The following is a 2,047-nucleotide window of genomic DNA, read 5'->3' as shown; positions in this document are numbered from 1 at the left end:
TTGCCGTCGTTGGTGTTGATGTCGTTGTTGGTCTTGTCTTGGCCCTGAACGCGCCACAGTTGGCCGTAGGAGACGGTGGTATCGATGGAACCGGTGACTTCGTCGTCGGCAAAGCTGAATTCCACCGCCTGGGCTTGTACGGCCACCAGCAACGGCAGGAGACCGGCGAAGGCAAAGCCTGCCTTGGACGGTGCGAAACGCAACATAGGACTACGGGACTTGAATTCCATCGAGACTTTACTCCGTGGACAGATCGTTATTCTTATTGGCCCCTTCTAGTGAAGGAGCTCATTACTGCCGCTAACTCTGAATGACGAGGGCGGTCTTTTAGTTGATCGGAAGTTTCCTCTTCCAACGTGTCTAGCACGCGCCCCCGAGCATTGCATGCACCATTGCGGGGCCAATTAATGTGATGCAATGCAACCATGGTGCCAAACAAGCGTTTCAATTCAATTTAATGGCGCCAACGTTTTATGGTTATCCGGACGATTAGTGACTGATCATTCATTAACCAGCTCAACCATTATTCAGGAAACAATTGCGTGATTTGTCCTACAACCTGGCGCGGATAGCCACTCAGCTGGGTTTGGGCAAAATTTCCTGGCCGTACAATCAGAAAAAAGGCAAGGGCTAAGCCCCAACCAATTTAGGGTTTTCTACTAAGAAGTGGGCGCGTTATTTCGGTAAGTAACAAAAAAGTGTTACCGGCAGAGTGCCAGTAACACTTTCCTTACTCGTGGGAAGGGAGTTTCAAACCTTAGGCCAGGCTTTTGCTGACGACCTCGTAAACATCAGACGACAGCTCTCCAGAGGCGAGAATCCGCTCTAGCTCGGCCTTCATCAGCGCCTGACGGCTGCTGTCGTATTTACGCCAGCGGGTTAGCGGCGCCAACTGGCGCGATGCGATCTGTGGGTTAAAGCCGTTCAAGGTGATCACCAAGTCCGCCAGGAAGCGGTAGCCCGAACCATCGGCGCTGTGGAAGTTGACCAGGTTCTGCCCGGCGAAAGCACCAATAAGTGCCCGCACCTTGTTGGGGTTTTTCAGCGTGAAGGCGGGGTGTTCCATCAGTGCCTTGACCCGCTCCAAGCCACCAGGTAGAGCGCTCGCCGCCTGCACGCTGAACCATTGGTCCATAACCAGCGGGTTGTCTTTGAAGTGCTCGGCGAAGCTCGCCAAGGCTTTGGCTTTCTCCGCGTCAAAGGCGGAATTGACCAACACCGCCAACGCCGTCAGGCGCTCGGTCATGTTGTCGCATGCTTCGTACTGCTCAAGGCATGCAGCCAGCAACTCAGGTTTACCACTCAGCATTAAGTATGAGAGCGCGATGTTTTGCAGACTGCGGCGAGCAAAATGTTCAGCCTGGGCGACGTATTCACTGTTACGGGATACCTCGCGGTTGGCCTGATAGCGCTGCCACAGCGGTGCATACAGGGCGTCGGCCAACTCTTTACGGGCAAACTCACGGGCGCTGTGGATGGCGTCAACGTCAGCCACTTCACTGATTTCGGTGAGGTAGGCCTCACTGGGCAGCGAGAGCATTTCCGCCACCATGGCCTGATCCAGGCTGTCATCGGTAAGCAGCGTGTTCAGCGCAGTGACCAAGCGCTGATCCAACTGCAGCGCTTCGCCACGCTGATGCTGACCGATCAACTCTTGCAGCACCTGCACCGACAACTGCTGGCCGGCTTCCCAACGGTTAAAGCCGTCGGCGTCGTGCTGCATCAGAAACATCAGTTGGTCGCGGCTGTAGGGGAAGCTCAGTTTTACCGGGGCCGACAGACCGCGCAGCAAGGACGGCAACGGCTGCTCAGCCACCTCGACAAAGGTAAAGCTTTGCTCGGCTTCGGTCACCGCAATCACAGTCGACTCACCACGCGCAGCGCCCTCGCCCGCCAGCTTCAACGGCAAAGGCTGACCCTGAGCGCCGAGCAAGCCCAGCTCGACCGGAATCACAAACGGCAGCTTCTCGGTTTGCCCTGGCGTGGCCGGGCAGCTTTGGCGGAAAGTCAGGGTGTAGGTTTTAGCGGCAGCGTCATAGGCCTCGCT

At 56.2% G+C, this 2,047-nt stretch carries 2 protein-coding genes; both read right to left on the bottom strand.

Annotation, left to right across the window (positions count from 1 at the left end; all coding sequences use genetic code 11):
* Positions 1 to 230 (bottom strand): DUF1302 family protein (locus AAAB16_RS11400; protein ID WP_340663415.1); only part of this gene is annotated, 230 nt, incomplete at its 3' end.
* Between the two features lie 527 nt (positions 231 to 757).
* A partial coding sequence (locus tag AAAB16_RS11395; RefSeq protein WP_340663414.1) for a DUF3458 domain-containing protein occupies positions 758 to 2,047 on the bottom strand: 1,290 nt, incomplete at its 5' end.

This window comes from Pseudomonas sp., assembly GCF_037994325.1.
Taxonomy (GTDB): Bacteria; Pseudomonadota; Gammaproteobacteria; order Pseudomonadales; family Pseudomonadaceae; genus Aquipseudomonas.
This window is presented reverse-complemented; position numbering and strand designations above follow the sequence as displayed.